This window comes from Pseudomonas sp. BN515, assembly GCF_029873155.1.
Taxonomy (GTDB): Bacteria; Pseudomonadota; Gammaproteobacteria; order Pseudomonadales; family Pseudomonadaceae; genus Metapseudomonas.
In genome coordinates, this window is sequence record NZ_SSOH01000054.1 from 16,999 (window position 1) to 32,677 (window position 15,679).

The window sequence follows — 15,679 nt, forward strand, 5'->3', positions numbered from 1 at the left end:
GTCGCCATGGGCGGCTTGAAATGGCTGGTACTACTGGCCGTCAGTGCGCTGACGGCCACCGGGGCTACGCACGCGGCGCAGCCCTGGGGCCCCGGTTACTTCCCCGATGTGCCTCTGGTCACCCAGGACGGCCAGACCGTGCACCTCTATCAGGACCTGCTGAAAGGCAAGCTGGTGGCGATCAACATGATCTTCACCTCCTGCCCGGACAGCTGTCCGCTCAGCACGGCCAATCTGGCCAGGGTGCAGAAACAGCTAGGGGACCAGGCCGCGAACATCCACTTCTACTCCATCACCGTCGACCCAGAAACCGACACGCCGGAGGTGCTCAAGGCCTATGCCGAGAAGTTCCACGCGGGGCCGAACTGGCTGTTCCTCACCGGCAAGCCGGAGGACATTCGCCTGGCGCAGAGGAAGCTGGGCCTGTGGTCCAGCACCGATGCCGAGGACCCGGACGCACACCTGACCAGCCTGTCGGTAGGCAATGAAGCCACTGGCCAGTGGATGCGGCAATCCACCCTGGACAACCCCAATTTCCTCGCGGCCAAGCTCAGTACCTTCCTGCTGGGCTGGCAGAACCAGCGCGGAGTGGCTGCCCAGAGCTATACGAACGTGCCGCCCATCACCAACGCCGATGCCGGCCGCCTGCTGTTCCGCAAGACCTGTGCGGCCTGCCACACCATTGGCAAGGGCGAGGCGTTGGGGCCCGACCTGCAAGGGGTGACCACGCGGCGCGACAAGGACTGGCTACGGCGCTTCATCACGGCCCCGGACCAGATGCTGGAGCAGCGGGACCCGATCGCCATGGAGCTGTTCGCCCGCCACAACCAGGTGCGCATGCCCAACCTTCACCTGAGCAACGAGGACGTGGAGGCACTGATCCACTATCTCGAACAACAAGGCGCGACCCCATCAGGGCCGTCGGTGTCGTCGCCCACTCTCCCGCCGAGCGAGGGGAGCCTGGCGACCCCCTGAGGGTCGAGGAGGTACAGATGAACATCGATCGAAGGCATCTACCCGCCACGTTGCTGACCCTCGCCGGCCTGGTGGCCGCCACGGCATCGGGCATCGCCAACGCCCTGCCACTGTTCACCCGCAGGGCGGACCAATTGCTGATACCCATCACCGGCACCGTGACTACCGCCACCGAGGACATCAGCCTGAAGGGTATCGCACGCATCCGGAGCACCGAATTCAGCGACGCCGACTTCAATGGGCCGCCGGGCGCCGTCCTGTTCATCGACTTCGTCAACGTGGTGGGGGACGGGATGACCAGCAAGACCCGCTTCTTCGCCCATGGTGAAAACCGCGTGGTGCGTGAGCTGCGTGCGACCGACGTGGTAGAACTCAACTTCCTCATCACGCCGGTCAACGCCAAGGCCACGGCAACGTCAATCCCGGTGCTGGCCACCTTCCAACTGACCTTCAACGTCGACCAGGGCCAGTTGATCGCAGCCACCGGAACCTTCTCCACGCCTGACTTCTGACCTGTCGGTGGTCGCTGCCGGATGCGGGACCGGCAGGGCCACCTACTACTTTGGTACGGGTTTCCCCCTCTCAACGTCGAATACCAAAAGCAGCGGCGCTGGCCTGTAATGGCTGCATAAAAAGAACAGAGCGTCCGCCATGAAGCGCTTACTCACCTGCCTCGCCTGCATTGCCCTCGCGCTGCCCGCCTTCGCCGGCGAGACGGCCGACACCCCGCTGTTCTCCGCCGACGGCTACCGCCTGACGCGCTACCGCAGCCCCACGCCTGCCCAGGCCGAAGCCGCCCGGACCCTGGATACCCCCCAGCTCCAGGCCCAGTTGCAGGCGCAGCCCGACACCCTGCTGGTCGACGTCTACCGCCGCCAGTGGCTGCAAGGGCAATTCATCGAAGACGAACCCCATGCCAACCTGCCCGGCAGTCTCTGGCTGGCCAACACCGGTGACGGCGAACTCAGCACCCAATGGCAGGACTACTTCCGCCGCAACCTGCAACTGGCCAGTGGCGGCCGACACGACCGCGCCCTGGTGTTCTACTGCCGCTCCGACTGCTGGCTCAGCTGGAACGCCGTGAAGCGCGCCGCCGCTCTGGGCTACACCAACCTCTACTGGTACCGTGACGGCATCGACGCCTGGGAGCAGGCCGGCCTGCCCCTGGAGCCCGCCCGTCCCGTGCCCTTCCCCTGATCCGGCGTGTCCGGGCATGCCGCACCATAATGAGAAAAACGAGGTGAAAGGCCGTGTACAAAATCCTGATTGCCGATGACCACCCGCTGTTCCGCGAAGCCATCCATAACGTCATCAGCGACGGCTTCCCGGAAAGCGAAGTGATGGAGACCGCCGACCTGGACAGCGCCCTGGCGCTGACCCAGGAGCACGACGACCTCGACCTGATTCTGCTGGACCTGAACATGCCCGGCATGCACGGCCTGAACGGGCTGATCAACCTGCGCAACGAGGCGCCGACGGTGCCGGTGGTGATCGTCTCCGCCGAGCAGGACAAGCAGGTGGTGCTGCAGGCCATCACCTACGGCGCGGTGGGCTTCATCACCAAGTCCTCGCCACGGGCGCAGATGACCGATGCCATCGAGCAGATACTCAACGGCAACGTCTACCTGCCATCGGACATCATCCGCACCCAGAAGGCCTCGCCGCGCCGCCACCACGAAGAAGCCAGCATCCCGCCCGAGCTGTTGCAGGCCCTGACCCGCAAGCAGCTGCTGGTGCTGGAGCGGATGACCAAGGGCGAATCCAACAAGCAGATCGCCTACAACCTGGACATCGCCGAAACCACGGTGAAGGCCCATGTCTCGGCCATCCTGCGCAAGCTCAACGTGCACAACCGGGTGCAGGCCATTCTCTCGGCCAGCGATATCGACTTCACTGCTTACCTGCGTCGCTGACCATCCGGGTACTTCCCTAAGGACGACCATGCCTGCCGCCCGCACGCTGCTGTTCACGGCCCTGGCCATGCTGGCCTTCGCCGGCAATTCCCTGCTCTGCCGACTCGCCCTCAAGCACACCGACATAGACGCGGTGAGCTTCACCGCCATCCGCATCGCCTCCGGCGCCCTGATGCTCTGGCTGCTGCTGCGCCTGCGCCGTCAGCCCCTGGCCGCCACCGGCAACTGGCGCGCGGCCGCGGCGCTGTTCGTCTACGCCGCCGCCTTCTCCTACGCCTACCTGCAACTGGACGCCGGCGCCGGGGCGCTGCTTCTGTTCGGCGCGGTGCAGCTGTGCATGGTGGTCTTTGGCCTTGTGCGCGGTGAACGCCTGAACCTGCAACAGGCCCTGGGCTTCGCCCTGGCGACCGGGGGACTGGTGGTCCTGCTGCTGCCCGGTGCCAGCGCACCGCCGCTGGTGGGCGGCCTGCTGATGCTGCTCGCGGGTCTCGCCTGGGGCGCCTACACCCTGCTCGGGCGCCAGGCCGGCCTGCCGCTGGCGGCCACCGCCGGCAACTTCATCCGCGCCCTGCCCTTCGCCGCGCTGCTCATGCTGCCCTTCATCGACCAACTGCGCCTCGACCTGCCGGGCCTCATCTACGCCGTGCTTTCGGGCGCCCTGACCTCCGGCATCGGCTACGCCATCTGGTACAGCGCCCTCCCCGGCCTCGGCGCCCTCCAGGCCGCCAGCGTACAGCTGAGCGTCCCGGTCCTCGCAGCACTCGGCGGCGCCCTGCTGCTGGGCGAACACATCAGCCTGCGCCTGGCGCTGGTATCGATGGCCGTCCTCGGTGGCATCGCCCTGGTGCTGCAGGCGAAGTTCCAGGCGGTGCCGGAGCGGGCTTGAGGCGCCACCCGTGCGCACGGCGGTGCCTGGTAGGGTGCGCCATGCGCACCGATTCGTACGACCAGAGGAAATCTGTACCAGACCGATACTCCGCCGGTGCGCGCGGCGCACCCTACCCTAGAGGCCGTGCGCACCGGATGCTTCCTACGAGATCATCGGTACGGCAGCTTCTGGCCCTGACCTACCCTGGCCAATCCACATCCGGCAGGAGGCCAGGCATGTCCAACTACCGTCGCGCCCGGGATCCAGGCGCGCTCTATTTCTTTACGCTCGTCACTCACCTACGCAAACCCGTACTGACTCATCCTGCCGTTCGCAACACCCTCCGCGAGGCGATCATCTGCACGCGGGAACGATTTCCCTTCGACATCCACGGCTGGGTGCTACTTCCGGATCACCTCCATTGCATCTGGCAACTGCCGCCGGATGACCACGACTTCGGTCGACGCTGGTCCATCATCAAACGCCAAGTCAGTCAGCAATGTGCAGAGGTTAGCCCGCGCACCAGGAGCCAACAGGCAAGGCGCGAACTCAGTTTCTGGCAACGGCGCTTCTGGGAACATCGAATACGCAATGAAGCGGACTACCAGCGGCATATGGATTACCTGCACTGGAACCCGGTCAAACATGGACTAGTGAATCGGGTGTCCGATTGGCCATGGTCGAGCTTTCATTGCCTGGTGCGTGAGGGTGTCTATCCAGCGGATTGGGGCGGCGTCGGAGAGATCGACGGCAAGTTCGGCGAATAAGCCACCTCGATACTCCGCCGGTGCGCGCGGCGCACCCTACCCGAGCTCCGCGCCCGACCGTAGGGTGCACCATGCGCACCGATTCGTGCGACCAGAGGAAATCCGCACCAGCCCGATACTCCACTGGTACGAGCGGCACACCATCGTCACCGCTCCAACAAATGACTCATCGCCGTCTTCAGCTTCATCGGCCGAACCGGTTTGTGCATCAGGGTGTGGCCGAGTTCGCGCATCTGCTGTTTGAGCTCGTTGCTGTAGTTGGCGGTGATCATCAGGGCCGGGAGCGGTGTGCTGCGGCGGGCGTTGATGGTGGCGACGGCGTCGACGCCATTGCAGCCGTTGTCCAGGTGGTAGTCGGCGATCAGCAGGTCGGCGTCGGCGTGGAAGTTCTCCACCTGGCGTGCCAGGTCTTCTTCCGAGAGCGCGGTGGTGACCTGGCAGCCCCAGCCTTCCAGCAGGGTACGCATGCCCGCGCAAATGGCGGCGTCATTGTCCAGCACCCAGATCCGCGCGCCGTTGAGCCGTTCCAGAACCGCCTCGGGCTCACTGCGTTCCGGCTTTTGCCGGGGCACGCGCCTCGCAAGTGGCACTTCGACCGCGAACAGCGAGCCCTTGCCCAGTTCCGAGGACACATGGATGCGATGACCGAGCATACGGGCGATCTTCTCGACAATGGCGAGGCCCAGGCCGAGCCCGCGGTCCTGCTTCTCGCGTACCACCTCTCCGCGCTTGAACTCCTGGAAGACCTCGCCGAGCTTGTCCCGCGGGATACCGACGCCGGTGTCCCACACCTCGATCCACAGGCTCTGGCGGCGACGGCGGCAGCCCAGCAGGATGCGGCCTTGCGGCGTATAGCGAATGGCGTTGCTGAGCAGGTTGCGGAGGATTCGCGCCAACAATTGCAGGTCGCTGCGCACCAGGGCAGAGCTGGGGACGAAGTCCAGTTGCAGGCCTTCGCTTGTGGCGATCTGGCGGTATTCCACGGCCAGGTTGTCGAGCAACTCACCGACGGCGAAGGACGCGATGTCCGGCTTGATCACCCCCGCATCCAGCTTGGAGATGTCCACGAGGGTTCCCAGCAGGTTCTCCACGTCTTCCAGCGAGTTGCTGACATTGCGCACCAGGGCCAGGTTGCACGTCTGGCTCCGCTGTTCCAGCAGCGCGCTGGTGAACAGCCGCGCGGCATTGAGCGGTTGCAGCAGGTCATGGCTGACCGCCGCGAGGAACTTGGTCTTGGACAGGTTGGCCTTCTCCGCCTCGAACTTGGCCTCGCGCAGACGCAGTTCCATCTGGGCGCGCTCGTCGATCTCGCGACGCAGCTGGCTATTCAGCGCGGTAAGTTCGGTGGTGCGCTCGCGTACCCGCTGTTCGAGGTTCTGGTAGGCCTGGTGCAGGGCCTCGGCAGTGCGCCGGCGTTCGGTGATGTCGCGGATCAGCACAAAGATGCCGACCACCTCGCCGTTGGCCAGGCGATTGGGCACATAGGAGCGCAGCATGCAGCGCTCCTGGCCGTTGTGGTTGGTTTCCGTGACTTCGAAGGACAGGCTTTCACCATTCAGTGCCCGTTCCACGTAGGGCTCCAGGCGCAGCCAGTGTTCTTCACTGTGCACCTCGCGCAGGCTCTGGCCGAGCATCGAGCCGCGCGGCCAGCGGTACCACTCCTCGTAGACCTTGTTGGTGAACTCGTAGACCAGGTCGGCGCTCAGGTAGGCGATCAGCGCGGGCACATGGTCGGTGATCAGGCGAATCCAGCGCTCGCTTTCGGCCAGTGTTTCGGCATGGCGATAGCGTTCGGTGATGTCGGTGAAGGTGTTGACGAAGCCGCCGGTGGGCAAGGGATGGGTACGCACTTCCAGCACGCGGCCGTTGTACAGGCGCTGCTCCATCTCGCGGATGGGCCGGCTGTTGGCGTCTCGGGTGTCGGGGGTGAGCAGCGGCAGTTCGCTGTCGGCCATGACGCTGGCGAAGGTACGGTGCGCCTCCACCGGGGCCAGCCCGCAGAGTTCGAGGAAGCGGTGGTTCCACAGTTCCAGGATCCCCTCGGCGCTGACCATGGCCACGCCTTGGGACAGGTTGTCGACAGCGCGCTGCAACAGGCGCGACTTCTGCGCGATCGCCTGTTCGCGGCGGGCGGTTTCGCTCTGCTTCACTTCGGTGATGTCGGTATAGAGGATCACCAGCCCGCCCTCGCGGGTGGGCCGTTCGCTGACCTGCACCCAGCGGCCGTCGTGCAGCCGGTAGAGAACGTTGTCGTCGCTTCCACGATGCTCTTCGACGATCAGGCCGGTGCTGTCCGCCAGGCGACGGATCTCCGAAAGCCGGGTACCGGCGCCGATGCGCGCGCGGGTGCGGGCCCAGAAGGACTTGAAGCGGCTGTTGAAGAGGACGATGCGCTGGTCGCGGTCGAACAGCACGAAGGCGTCGGAGATGCTTTCGATGGCGTCGATCAGGTGCTGGTGGGCGGTTTCCGCCCGTAGCCTGGCATCGCTCAGCAGGCGGTTGCTGGCCTTGAGCTCGGCCATGGCCTGGTTCAGCGCATCGGTGCGCTCGCGTACCTGCTCGGCCAGCACCACCGAATGCTGGAAGGCGGCGTAGCTGTCGTCGCGGCGGGAAGCGCTGGACTCCACCCGCTCGATCAGGGCCGCATTGATGCGACGCAGCTTGCAGTTCTCTTCCTCCAGCGCAGCCAGCCGCGCTTGCTGTTCAGCGGCATCCATTGCGCCCCCGGCGGCCGATGGCAACTCCGGTGAAGGTCTGGTTGATGTGCATGCCATTGAACTGCTCTCCGTAGGAGTTGAAGCCGATGACCCGCTGCCCGCGCAGGATTTCGGAGGTGCGCGCCACCGCGTCCGCGTCGTTCTCGATTTCCAGCCGACGCAGGAAGCAGTCGCAGCCGATGGTCAGCAAGGGCGGGCCGAGCCGCTCGCCAAGACGCCGGAACAACGCCTCCAGGTTCGGCAGCAAGGGGCCGGTGCGCATGGCGGTGAGGACGATGCCGTTCTCCACCGCGCAGTAGAAGGTCAGGCTGAGGTCCGGATTGACCCGCTGGATGGAGCGCACGTAGTACGAATCCCCCAGTCGCACCGCCAGTGGATGCGCAGCGAACATGCGCAGGTCGAGGGCGCCGAGCGGAACGCCGATCATCCGCGCATAGACTTCCGCGGCTGGCTCGGCATTGAGCTCGAAGACGCGTCGGCTGGCGTTGTCGGCCCGGGTGACCACCAGCTTTTCCGTACCCGGCAGGATGTGGTGGGTGCTGAACACCTCGAAATCCAGTGCCGTGTTCACCAGCACCACCACCGCCGCACCTGCATGGAAGCGCCCTTCGTAGTAGACGTGGGTGTGCTTGAGGTGATGGTCGTCGGCCGCCGAACCGCCGAAATGCGGGATGCTGCCAAAGGCGGCTCCAAGTGCGGCCAGCACGATTTCCTCGCGGCTGGACAGGCCATCCAGCAGGGTCAGGGCGAAGCTGTGGCCCTTGATCGGTGCCAGGGAGTTGGCCCGGCAGTCCTGCACGAGGCGCTCCACCAGTTGCTGGGCGTCGATCAGGCCGAAGCGGTCCATCTCGTCCACCAGGGCGCTGGCGATGGAAAAGCTGCGATGGTCGAAACCCACCGCGCTGACGCAGTTGCGGCCATAGCCCAGGGGCGTGATTTCGCCAGCGCTGGTGCAACCCACCAGCCGCACGCCGCCGAAATACTGCTCCAGGGCCTGGCCGAGAGCTTCGAGGTCGTATTCTGCCGAGCAGAAGAACAGCACGAAGCCCAGGTGCGGGTGGATAAGCTGGCGCGCCAGGTCCTGGGCCACGGCCTCCGCCTCGCTGGCCAGGGACATGGCGGTGACGACGCCCTCTGCCGGTTCTTCGAGCATCCTCGGCCTCACTCAATAAGCCTGTTCGCGATGTGGAAATTCTACGGAGGGGGTCCGGGGCGCCCCATCCTTCTTGGGTAGCGGCGGACTAGTTCGAAGGTAGGGGGCTCAGGAGCAACACCCTGTGGGAGCGAATTCATTCGCGAAGGGCCGTGCAGCGGCCCGTGGGTCCATTTCGCGAATGAATTCGCTCCCACAAAAGGCGGACACATAAAAAAAGCGGGAGGACAAAAGCCTCTCCCGCCAAAACCGGAGCAATCTCGATCAGGGCTTACCAGCTCAGCACGGCACCCAGGGCGACGGTGTCGGTGTCTTCGTTCTGGGCATCACCCTCGTGGCCGTCGATCTCGAACTGGTTGTACTCGGCCACCAGCTTGAGGTTGTCGTTGATGTCGTGGAACAGCGCGATGCCACGGGTTTCGTAGTCGGCGCCGGTGTTCACCACGCCGTTGCCGTCGTCCTTGGTCTTGCCGTAGGACAGCGCCAGGCGGTTCTTGCCGAAGCGGTAGGAGCCCTGGAGCAGGTAGCCGTCGCTGTCCACTTCGCGCAGGGTCGGCTCGCCGGCGTTGTTGGTGAAGAAGGGGTTGATGCCCTTGGCCTGGAAGCCGGAGCCCACCAGGGTGAAGGCCCCCATCTTGGCCTGCACGCCGTAGCCCAGGCCCTTGGAGGTGACGGAATCGACGTTGGGGTCGGTGTTTTCCGAGGTCTGGTAGGCGCCGTTGACCCAGGAATAGATCTGCGCGCCGCCCAGGTCGAATTCGTAGGTGACCTCGCTCTCGAAGCGCGGGTTTTCCTGGTAGGCCTTGCCGGTGGGGCTGTCGTCGTTGGTGTCCACCGGGTCCATGATGCCCACGGCGGCGCGCAGGCCGTCGGTTTTCGGACTGCGGTAGGTGATCTGCGACGTCGGGAACGGATAGGGGTAGCCACTGCCGATGTTGCCGAAGGACACGCCGCCGCCATCCACCAGGCCGAGGGTATCGCTGACCTGGCCGTAACCGGCGAGCAGTTCATCGAGCAGGATGTTGGAACGGGCGAACAGGCCGAAGTCCTTGCCCACCAGCACCTCGCCCCAATCGCTGCCGGCGGTGCCGTAGAACTGGCGGACGTCAATGGCGGTGGCGGTGCCATTGGTTTCGCTGTCGTTGATGGTGACCCAGAAGGAGGAACGGGCGCCGAGCTTGAGGTCGTCCACCTGCTTGCCCATGTTGAAACCGATCCAGTTGGGCAGGAAGCCCATCTTCACCCGCGATTGGCGCCGGTCGAACTGCTCGCCGTCGCGATCCACGTCGCTGTTGACGTAGAAGGCGTTGACGTAACCGTCGGTGGAGAAGGTGGTCTGGTCCTTGTCGTACAGGACGATCTCCGCGGCGGCCTGCTGGGTGGCAAGGGCTACCGCTGCCGCGAGGGCAAGGCGGGACAAACGGGCTTGGGCGATCTTCTTGTTGTGCATGACGCTCTCCGCTGTGGGTAGACGACCGGGCAGGTCAGTCGAGTCGGAGGCGATTATCGAAACGCCGTCAGGTCTGCCATACGCTGCATTGGCGGGGGTTTCGCCCTGCTTTGGCCGGGTTCTGCAAGCCGCGCCGGGAAGGCTTAATACCGGGCTCGCCCAAGGTCTTAGCCCGACGGACGGTCGAGCAGCACGAAAGGACGCAGCCCTTTCGGGCTCGTCCTTCAGCACAGGAATGGAGGGGGAAATCAGTACGAGAGGTGCCAGCCCGGCGCAGGGGTTTCGGCATTGGCCAGGGCAAGGCAGGTCGTGCCGGCGATCAGGCAGTCGAGTTGCTCTTGCAGGTGGCTGGGTTGCTGCTCGGTCAATGCCTGGAGCACACGCGAGCGATGGTCGACCGGAAGACCAGCGAGGTGATCAAGCCAGCATTGGCGGGCGTAGCTGGCGAATTCCATGTCTTCCCGGACCAGCCGCTGGGCGAGGTTCAGGCGCAGATCATCCAGTTGTGCCTGGTCCAGCGCCGCCAGACGCTCGCTTTGACGCTGGAGGAAGTCCTGGAGGTGCGCGAACAACCCGGCCACGGATTCACGCGGCGACTGCACGGCGAACAGCAGGCCACGGTGCGGCCCGAACTGCTTGAAACCACAGGCCAGCGCGTAGCCCAGTTGCAGCTCGCCCCTCAGGCGCTGGTGAAAGGCCGGCTCCAGCAGACTGGCCAGAAGCCGCGCAGACGCCTCCGACCCGGCGTTGGCTGGATCGAGTGGATAGAAGAGCAGCAGCGCCGCTTCGCCTTCCATCTCCAGCCGATGCCAGGTACGTCCGCCCTGCCCGGCCAACACGCTGGGTGTGGCAGGCAGACCCGGCAGTTCGGCGTCCACCGCCCCATCGCCCACGGCCAGGCCTTGCCAGCGTGCCTGCTGCCAGAAGTGCGCCAGGGCTTCAGCAGTCAGCACAGCCGGCGCCTCCGTGGCCGCTGCGAGCAAGCCCGGCAGGTGTTGCAGCATCTGGCGCAAGGGCAGCTCGCCGGCATTGCGACGCGCCGCACTTCGCTGCAAGCGCGGTCCCTGGCCAAGGCTCCAGAGCGGTGGGGCCTGCAGTAGCGGCAGCACATCGCTGCTGACGTGGCGTAGCACGCGGACATCGCCCAGCAGCTCAAGCGTGATCCCGCCCTGCTCCGCCTTGAGCCCGCCTGTCACGCCAGCCCCGGCGGCGGCACCCAGGATGGGGCGCAATGCCCGTTGCAGAGCCGGGACAAGCCCATGGGGCAGCCCGCTGTCTGCGGGTTGCCAGTGCAGGAACAGCGCGCCCTGGCCACTGGCCTCGGGCAGGGCCGGCCTGGCGGGCAATCGCGTCTGAGTCGCCACCAGAGGCGCCGACGGGATCAGATACGGGTTGGGCGGCGGCAGCCTCCAATTGCCTGAGGATGTTCCGCCGGAGCCATCCTCGAGCCGCTCCAGGTTCAGGGGGAAGCCGGCCGAAACCTGGTTACTCGCGCAATCGGAATCATCGGCCTGGAGATGGATCAGGCGTTCGACTCGCAATTGTTCAAGCAGCGCCTGGACTTCCTGAAAGGTCGGAAGCCGGTGCGCCATCGCGGCATCCAGCGGCGCCAGTTCGGCGTGGCGTCGGCGCAGGCGCTCCAACCGCTCCTCCCAGCGGCCCGGCCAGGGTGCGGTAGCGCGCAGGAAATCCAGCCAGCCCAGGACCTCGGCCTCCAGTTGCACGCAGTCCGCGCCGTCCACCCGCTCGAAGTCCATCACCAGCAGGCCTTGCCCGCCATCGGCGCAGGACAGGCGCAGGTGCACGCCGTCGCTCAATTCAAGGACGCCGAGGCGTTCTTGCAGGCCGCCGGCTGAGTCGTCCTGGACCAGACACTCCAGAAAGGCCGTGGCCGCCTCCAGAGCGTCGCCTTGTTGTGCCACGGCGAACGCCAGCAGGAGACGTCCGCCTCCGCCTGGCACGCCAAGCCGAAGCCGTTTCGCACGAAGCGGCAGCATGGGCGGCACGACCGGCTCCGGCAAACCTCTGCCCGCCTGTAATGGCTCGCCGTAGCGCCGGGCAAGCTCCAGCTGTTGCTCCAGGGGGTGCGGCGCAATCAGGGTCAGGCACATGCGGCCCGGCTGGTAATGGTCCCGATGGAAGCGATGGAGCGCGGGCATGAATGCGGGAGATTCCAGTTTCAGGCTCGCGGCATTGCCCGCATGGAAATCCGCCAGCGGGTGACCGGCCGCGAGGGCCCATGCCAGCGCGGCGTCGCAGAGGGTCCGGCAGTCCCGCGCACGGGCACTGAACTCGGCTTGCAGAACCTCCCGCTCTCGCCAGAGCGCTGCCGTTTCCAGCAAGGGATTGGCCAGCATGTCCAGGAGCCGCGCCAACGCCTGATCGATGTGCGCCTCCGGCACCTCGCAGAAGAAGCGCGTGCTGCGTGGGCGGGTACTCGCATTGACCCGGCCGCCGAGGCCCTGGACGAATGGAATCAGGCCCTGTTCCGGGGGAAATTCGCGGCTCCCCAGGAACACCAGGTGCTCGAGATAGTGGGCCAGCCCGGGATAGTCGCCGGGTTCGTCGTGGCTGCCGCCGCGAACTTCCACCAGCACCGCGCAAAGCGTCGTGCCAGGCCGATGCATCAGGCGCACTTCCAGGCCGTTGGCCAGGTGAGTGGTCAGTGACGGCTGCTGTTCGGACGACTCGACAAGGCTGGACATGGCGCATCGGAAAAGGGAGGAACCTGATTCTAGAGTCCTGCCCGCCTTCTGAGCTAGCAATGCTTCTTTGGAACTATTCCGGTGGCTCATGCGTCCCATCCGACCGCGTAATGGCCGATTTCCTACAGCCCGTTGAGAGATTTGCCAGCCCCTTGCATGGGCGTGACGCCATCGTTGCAAATGACATCTCACACCGATAATGGCGCAATGCCATATGGACTGGTGGCCCAATCGGAGCATTCATGGAACAGACTCCCCAACAACAAGTACCGCCAAGCGAAATCGCCTTGCTGGCCAATATCCTGGCCCTGACAACCCGCAACATGACCGCCATCACCACCCTGCTGGCAAAGGTCACCGCGAACATGGCCAACTCCACAGACAGCACCCTCCAGGCGGCATCGGTCGGCCTGCTGGACCAGGTCACGGGCCTGGGTCACGACCTGGAATTGCAGTGGGACCTGATCCAGTCGCTGGACCGCTACTGCCCCCTGCTCGCCCGCACACCGCCGGCGCGAACCTCGCTGGTCACCGAAATCGACATCAGCCAGCTACCGCTCAGCCACTAAGGGCTTGATTTTTGCTAGGCGATCCTTTAGGGTCGCCGACGTTAGTACCAAGTTGTAAGTCAATCCGGCCTTCCGATCCCTCGCCTCTCACCCCTGAGAAGCCCAACCCAAAGGGACCCGGCCACCCCCGCCGACGCACCGACCGCAACTCTCGCCCAAGGCGATGCAGTAAAGCTGTCATGAGCACGCGGTAGATTGACCAGGACTGCCAGCCGAGCCAGACCCTTGCCCGGCGCAGCACCTGGCATCCCAAGTACCAGCTGCCAGAGCTTGATCCCGATCGGGGAACTTCATGCCGGCACCCTTGCTCCGATAAGGATCATCCGACCAGAGTCTGTTACTCGGCGGATTCGGAGCCATTGTCTGGCGGCCCATGGCCGCAAAACGAAGGAAGCAACACGATGACCATCCATCATCAAGCCCAAGCTGCAATCAGCACCCTGACCCACGCATTTGCGCCGTTCACCTGCCATATCACCGCCGCTCGCAACGGCAACTTCAGCTTCACCATCGTCAACGAGTTTGGTGTCGCCCGTCACAGCGAGCGTTTGTACCCGGAGCACTATGGCGACGCCGATCACCTGCAGAATGTGATCGACCGGACGCACAAAGCGCTGAATGCCTGAAGATGCAGCCCACGACAAAAGCCCCGCACATGCGGGGCTTTTTCATGGGTGATCAATGGGAACCCACCTTCGCGACTGCAACTCCGCCAGTTGGCTCGAAGGCACTCCGAAAGGAGCGGTCCCCGCATCCTCGCAATCCTCCACAACGCCGACAGCCTGTTACCTAAGCACGACAGACCGGGCATAATTCGCCCCTTCAAATCGCCAGCCCAGCGTTTCCATGCGAATTCACGTCACCTTCATCGACCGCGTCGGCATCACCCAGGAGGTCCTGGCCTTGCTCGGCGGCCGCAACCTCAATCTGGATGCGGTGGAAATGGTGCCACCCAACGTCTATATCGACGCCCCCACCCTCAGCCCGGAAGTGCTCGACGAGCTGCGCGACGCCCTGCATGCCGTGCACGGTGTGCAGGAAGTGACAGTGGTGGACATCCTTCCCGGCCAGCGCCGGCGCCTGCAGCTGGATGCGCTGCTGGCGGCCATGACCGACCCGGTACTGGCAGTGGATGGCGATGGCCGCATCCTGCTGGCCAACCCGGCGCTGATTGCACTCTATGGCGCCGAGCCGGAAGGCCAGCCCCTGGCACAACTGTTCGGCGACGACAGGCTGCACAGCGCCCTGCTGGAACACGGGTTCCGCCTCCCCCTGCGGGAAATCACCCTCAAGGGGCAGGCACTGCTGCTGGATGCGGTACCCATTACCGAAGGCGATCACCTGACCGGCGCCCTGCTCACGCTCTACCAGCCCAACCGAATCGGCGAACGCCTCTCAGCGCTGCACCACGACCATGCCGCCGAAGGTTTCGACGCCCTGCTGGGCGACTCGGCCCCTATGGCCACCCTCAAGGCACGCGCCCAACGGGTAGCGGCCCTGGACGCGCCGCTGCTGATACGCGGCGAGACCGGCACCGGCAAGGAGCTGGTGGCTCGCGCTTGCCACGCCGCCAGCGCCCGCCGCAACCAGCCGTTCCTGGCGCTGAACTGCGCCGCACTGCCGGAGAACCTGGCCGAGAGCGAGCTGTTCGGCTATGCCCCCGGTGCCTTCACCGGCGCCCAGCGCGGCGGTAAGCCCGGCCTGCTGGAACTGGCCCACCAGGGCACGGTGTTCCTCGACGAAATCGGCGAAATGTCGCCCTACCTGCAGGCCAAGCTGCTGCGCTTCCTCAGCGACGGCAGCTTCCGCCGCGTGGGCGGTGACCGCGAGATCAAGGTGGACGTGCGCATCCTCAGCGCCACCCACCGCAACCTGGAGAAGATGGTTGGCGAAGGCGCCTTCCGCGAAGACCTCTTCTACCGCCTGAACGTACTCAACCTGGAAGTGCCGCCGCTGCGCGAACGCGGCCAGGACATCCTGCTGCTGGCCCGCTTTTTCATGCAGCAGGCCTGCACCCAGATCCAGCGACCGGCCTGCCGCCTGGCACCCGGCACCTTCCAGGCCCTGCTGGGCAACCGCTGGCCGGGCAATGTGCGCCAACTGCAGAACGTGATCTTCCGTGCCGCCGCCATCTGCGAGAGCAGCCTGGTGGAGATCGGCGACCTGGACATCGCTGGCACCGCAGTGGCACGCCAGAGCGACGGCGAGGTGAACAGCCTGGAAGAGGCCGTTGAGAACTTCGAGCGGGCGCTGCTGGAGAAGCTCTTCGTCACCTATCCCTCGACCCGCCAACTGGCCGCGCGGCTGCAGACCTCCCATACCGCCATTGCCCACCGGCTGCGCAAGTACGGGATCCCCGGTAAAACTCCCCCGTAGGGTGCGCCATGTGTTCAGCCGGTATACATGGGTAACGCTTGTCGGGAGACATGGGTAACGGGTGGATAGTCATGGCTTGGGTTGCCTGAGATCAATCTGGCGCACGGTCTTGTGGATGAACACCACGTCGAAGACGCCGTCGGTCGCGGTCGGACGGATGGCAACCCGCTCTCCCGCCAGGCCGCC

The 15,679-nt window shown here is 65.3% G+C and carries 13 protein-coding genes; 9 read left to right on the forward strand and 4 right to left on the reverse strand.

The genetic code is table 11. The annotated features are described in order from the left end of the window. Positions 1-6 precede the first annotated feature (6 nt). The 6 genes from E8E91_RS14125 to E8E91_RS14150 all read left to right on the forward strand — a co-directional run bounded on the left by E8E91_RS14125 (position 7) and on the right by E8E91_RS14150 (position 4,523). Positions 7-975, forward strand: coding sequence for an SCO family protein (locus E8E91_RS14125; RefSeq protein ID WP_280376268.1), 969 nt, complete (start codon positions 7-9; stop codon positions 973-975). A 17-nt stretch (positions 976-992) separates the two neighbouring features. After that, positions 993-1,487, forward strand: a complete 495-nt coding sequence (locus tag E8E91_RS14130) for a hypothetical protein (protein ID WP_280376269.1) — start codon at positions 993-995, stop codon at positions 1,485-1,487. A gap of 139 nt (positions 1,488-1,626) precedes the next feature. Then, entirely contained in the window at positions 1,627-2,172 is a 546-nt protein-coding gene (locus E8E91_RS14135) for a PQQ-dependent catabolism-associated CXXCW motif protein (RefSeq protein ID WP_280376270.1), read from the forward strand. A 53-nt stretch (positions 2,173-2,225) separates the two neighbouring features. Further along, complete coding sequence (locus E8E91_RS14140) at positions 2,226-2,888, forward strand: response regulator transcription factor (protein ID WP_280376271.1); 663 nt, start codon at positions 2,226-2,228, stop codon at positions 2,886-2,888. A gap of 28 nt (positions 2,889-2,916) precedes the next feature. After that, positions 2,917-3,774, forward strand: a complete 858-nt coding sequence (locus E8E91_RS14145; protein WP_280376272.1) for an EamA family transporter — start codon at positions 2,917-2,919, stop codon at positions 3,772-3,774. Positions 3,775-3,992: 218 nt separating this feature from the next. Next, positions 3,993-4,523 (forward strand): transposase, encoded by a 531-nt coding sequence (locus tag E8E91_RS14150; RefSeq protein ID WP_280376273.1) that lies wholly within the window; start codon positions 3,993-3,995, stop codon positions 4,521-4,523. A 146-nt stretch (positions 4,524-4,669) separates the two neighbouring features. Here the strand turns inward: E8E91_RS14150 and nahK are convergent, their stop codons facing one another. The 4 genes from nahK to pqqF all read right to left on the reverse strand — a co-directional run bounded on the left by nahK (position 4,670) and on the right by pqqF (position 12,548). Then, positions 4,670-7,297, reverse strand: a complete 2,628-nt coding sequence (gene nahK, locus E8E91_RS14155) for a hybrid sensor histidine kinase/response regulator NahK/ErcS' (protein WP_280376274.1) — start codon at positions 7,295-7,297, stop codon at positions 4,670-4,672. After that, a complete protein-coding gene (nosP, locus tag E8E91_RS14160) occupies positions 7,227-8,393 on the reverse strand; it encodes a nitric oxide-sensing protein NosP (protein ID WP_280376275.1) in 1,167 nt (388 codons plus the stop codon). The genes nahK and nosP overlap by 71 nt, the downstream gene beginning before the upstream one ends. Positions 8,394-8,664: 271 nt before the next feature. After that, positions 8,665-9,843 carry a porin gene (locus E8E91_RS14165; protein ID WP_280376276.1) on the reverse strand — a complete coding sequence of 393 codons (1,179 nt, stop codon included), beginning with the start codon at positions 9,841-9,843 and terminating at the stop codon, positions 8,665-8,667. A 248-nt stretch (positions 9,844-10,091) separates the two neighbouring features. Next, entirely contained in the window at positions 10,092-12,548 is a 2,457-nt protein-coding gene (pqqF, locus tag E8E91_RS14170) for a pyrroloquinoline quinone biosynthesis protein PqqF (RefSeq protein ID WP_280376277.1), read from the reverse strand. Positions 12,549-12,790: 242 nt separating this feature from the next. On the opposite strand from pqqF, the gene E8E91_RS14175 reads away from it, so the two are divergent. The 3 genes from E8E91_RS14175 (at position 12,791) to E8E91_RS14185 (ending at position 15,493) form a co-directional block, all read left to right on the forward strand. Next, positions 12,791-13,117, forward strand: a complete 327-nt coding sequence (locus E8E91_RS14175; RefSeq protein ID WP_190834911.1) for a hypothetical protein — start codon at positions 12,791-12,793, stop codon at positions 13,115-13,117. 401 nt (positions 13,118-13,518) lie between these two features. After that, a complete protein-coding gene (locus E8E91_RS14180; protein WP_280366581.1) occupies positions 13,519-13,743 on the forward strand; it encodes a hypothetical protein in 225 nt (74 codons plus the stop codon). A 220-nt stretch (positions 13,744-13,963) separates the two neighbouring features. Continuing rightward, a complete protein-coding gene (locus E8E91_RS14185) occupies positions 13,964-15,493 on the forward strand; it encodes a sigma-54-dependent transcriptional regulator (RefSeq protein WP_280376278.1) in 1,530 nt (509 codons plus the stop codon). Positions 15,494-15,679 lie beyond the last annotated feature (186 nt).

What these genes read in the sequence shown, in the direction of transcription:
- E8E91_RS14175 (WP_190834911.1), top strand. Translation starts at nt 12,791, where the DNA reads ATGGAACAGACTCCCCAACAACAAGTACCGCCAAGCGAAATCGCCTTG.
- E8E91_RS14125 (WP_280376268.1), top strand. Translation starts at nt 7, where the DNA reads ATGGGCGGCTTGAAATGGCTGGTACTACTGGCCGTCAGTGCGCTGACG.
- nosP (WP_280376275.1), bottom strand. Translation starts at nt 8,393, where the DNA reads ATGCTCGAAGAACCGGCAGAGGGCGTCGTCACCGCCATGTCCCTGGCC.
- E8E91_RS14145 (WP_280376272.1), top strand. Translation starts at nt 2,917, where the DNA reads ATGCCTGCCGCCCGCACGCTGCTGTTCACGGCCCTGGCCATGCTGGCC.
- E8E91_RS14185 (WP_280376278.1), top strand. Translation starts at nt 13,964, where the DNA reads ATGCGAATTCACGTCACCTTCATCGACCGCGTCGGCATCACCCAGGAG.
- E8E91_RS14150 (WP_280376273.1), top strand. Translation starts at nt 3,993, where the DNA reads ATGTCCAACTACCGTCGCGCCCGGGATCCAGGCGCGCTCTATTTCTTT.
- E8E91_RS14180 (WP_280366581.1), top strand. Translation starts at nt 13,519, where the DNA reads ATGACCATCCATCATCAAGCCCAAGCTGCAATCAGCACCCTGACCCAC.
- pqqF (WP_280376277.1), bottom strand. Translation starts at nt 12,548, where the DNA reads ATGTCCAGCCTTGTCGAGTCGTCCGAACAGCAGCCGTCACTGACCACT.
- E8E91_RS14135 (WP_280376270.1), top strand. Translation starts at nt 1,627, where the DNA reads ATGAAGCGCTTACTCACCTGCCTCGCCTGCATTGCCCTCGCGCTGCCC.
- E8E91_RS14165 (WP_280376276.1), bottom strand. Translation starts at nt 9,843, where the DNA reads ATGCACAACAAGAAGATCGCCCAAGCCCGTTTGTCCCGCCTTGCCCTC.
- E8E91_RS14130 (WP_280376269.1), top strand. Translation starts at nt 993, where the DNA reads ATGAACATCGATCGAAGGCATCTACCCGCCACGTTGCTGACCCTCGCC.
- nahK (WP_280376274.1), bottom strand. Translation starts at nt 7,297, where the DNA reads ATGGCATGCACATCAACCAGACCTTCACCGGAGTTGCCATCGGCCGCC.